We start from the raw sequence: 2,236 nt of genomic DNA on the forward strand, positions 1-2,236 counted from the left end.
AATGAAGAATCACAAAGAGCACATAAAATGTTCTCATTAAGAGCTTTTCTTAGACTGTAATTTCAAAGAATCAAAAGTGGAATATTTTGGTTTGAGCATGCTATAAAAATTAGATTTCGTACAGTTCAAAAAATAAAAACCCTCAGTATTGCCTGTAACTCTTACCATGGCTGCCTATCCCCTCTCCATTAAGCGCCCGCAACGAAATAACCTATGCAACTTATAATTTATTGTAACTTTGATTGGCGACCTTGATAGTGAAAATCAAAATGTTCAATCGCGAATATGCATAGGTTATTCTGTAACGGGGCTTAAGACTCACTTACCCGAAAATGAAGTACCCGGAAAATGAGGCACTGACAAAAGGGTGTTCTATAGTTATCTGGCTATGCCAAATTGCTTTCTAACTTTTTAATTTCTTCTTCTGTTCTGGAATACTCATTTTTGAGTCCTATAAGCTTCCTTTGCAGTTCGTTCTTCTTTAGCCTAGCTTTATCCCGCTTCTCCCAGAAGATGGTACCCAATTCCGATTGACTTTTTTCATCTATATATACCACCGTCCAAGATATAGACCTATCTGGATATATAAGCAACGAGCTTAACCATTTATATTAATTAGGTGATTTTGAATCGTCTACATATAGAGGGTAGATGTTCTCAGGATAAAATCCCAAAAGTGAGTTTTGATCGTGAATCAAACGCAAAATCATGAATATATTTTTGAAACTTTACTAATTTAATGGTAAAATTGGTTTTGGGATAAGATCAAAGTGTAGAAGCATTTTTATTTGCAGGAACAATGATAATCTAGATAGATAGACCCTGTAAGTCTACTAAAACGCTTATTTTTATTCCTTTTATTTTTTGTGCTCATAGTAATCGATATTCCCCTTTTTTTAGCCGGAATATCCTTTGTATCAGTAAAGTCACACAGCTAGAGCTTCATTCAATACTATATTCAAACTTTTTACCTAACTTTTCTCCCGTTCTATTCGAAATCTTTTTATTCATGCATAATAAACTTTATTAAATTTATAATGTAAGTTCTGAATATAATATTAATTTGATTGTTTCAGTTCCAAAATAATTCACTAATACTTTTAATTCACTAATACTTTTAATTCACTAATACTTTTAATTCACTAATACTTTGAGTGCTTCAGAAAGGATTATTATGAAAAAGACACTGGGTAGTCATATTTTCGAGGATGTCCCAATCACTTCAATGGCTATTGTTTTGGTATTATTTACCATTTCTCAATTGCAACACCACTCAGTTTTTCCTGATGATTGGTTTCCTTCTCAATTTGCAGTTTCATCTTTCATGATTCTTTTTTGTGTGTGGATCTTAAGTGAAATTATAAACTTTCTTTTTAGCAGGAAGAATTCTCAGACGACAAATAAAGATAAAGGTTCTTGTTGGGTCATTATCGCGATGGTCTGGTCAGTACTCTTTATTGCTTTTACATTACGTGGTTCTGAAACAGGAATATTCGGCGGAAATTCCCAATATTCGGGACTTGTTTTGATTGCGGTTGGTATTATACTCCGCAAATGGTCAATCTGGATTCTGGAAAAGTATTTTACTGGACAGGTACAGGTTCGTGAAAAAGCAAAGCTCGTAACAAATGGACCGTATAGCTATATTCGACATCCATCCTATACTGAAGGTATGTTGTCTCTAATAGGGATTGCTCTATCAATTGGAACTTGGTTCGGAGCGTTTGTTGCATTTATCTTAAGCTTAATCGCATATCAGTACCGCATACATGTTGAAGAAGAGGCATTGCAAAAAGCTTTTGGTTCAGAATATGAGGAGTACAAAAATAAAACATATAAGCTATTTCCAGGTTTTTGAAAAGAACCTGAAAAGTTACTTACTTTTGTTTTACGCCGCCAGAACCTCATTTAATTAATTGATGACCGAATTCATCTCGTCCCAAAAAAGCTGGTACATTCTACCTCGCCCGCCAAGGGCATCAAAGGGAGTGTAATCAAGGTCATCTATTTCCAGATAGAAGCGAGTTGCAACATAATCTTTAATCATGCAAAGCCAGTTCATCTGGTCTTCATTAAATTTCAGGGTTCCTGACTGTTTTAAATAAATTGAATATATTTGAGTTATATAATATCAGTGGCAAGAATGGCATTTTAAACCTTAACCGACGACCAATGACTCAATTTTAAACCCAATTTTAAACCCAATTTTAAACCCAATTTTAAACCCTATTTTAAA

2 protein-coding genes are annotated in these 2,236 nt (G+C 33.9%); one reads left to right on the plus strand and one right to left on the minus strand.

Annotated features, from left to right (window positions below; translation table 11 throughout):
* Positions 1 to 1,174: 1,174 nt before the first annotated feature.
* Positions 1,175 to 1,858: an isoprenylcysteine carboxylmethyltransferase family protein gene (locus A9239_RS13485; protein WP_052712780.1), complete on the plus strand. Its 684-nt coding sequence runs from the start codon at positions 1,175 to 1,177 to the stop codon at positions 1,856 to 1,858.
* Positions 1,859 to 1,912: 54 nt separating this feature from the next.
* Here the strand turns inward: A9239_RS13485 and A9239_RS18485 are convergent, their stop codons facing one another.
* Positions 1,913 to 2,125, minus strand: a complete 213-nt coding sequence (locus tag A9239_RS18485; protein ID WP_338041693.1) for a type I restriction-modification enzyme R subunit C-terminal domain-containing protein — start codon at positions 2,123 to 2,125, stop codon at positions 1,913 to 1,915.
* Between the last annotated feature and the right edge of the window lie 111 nt (positions 2,126 to 2,236).

Origin of the sequence: Methanosarcina sp. A14, from assembly GCF_001729375.1 — an archaeon.
Classification (GTDB): domain Archaea; phylum Halobacteriota; class Methanosarcinia; order Methanosarcinales; family Methanosarcinaceae; genus Methanosarcina; species Methanosarcina barkeri.

What these genes read in the sequence shown, in the direction of transcription:
- A9239_RS13485 (WP_052712780.1), top strand. Translation starts at nt 1,175, where the DNA reads ATGAAAAAGACACTGGGTAGTCATATTTTCGAGGATGTCCCAATCACT.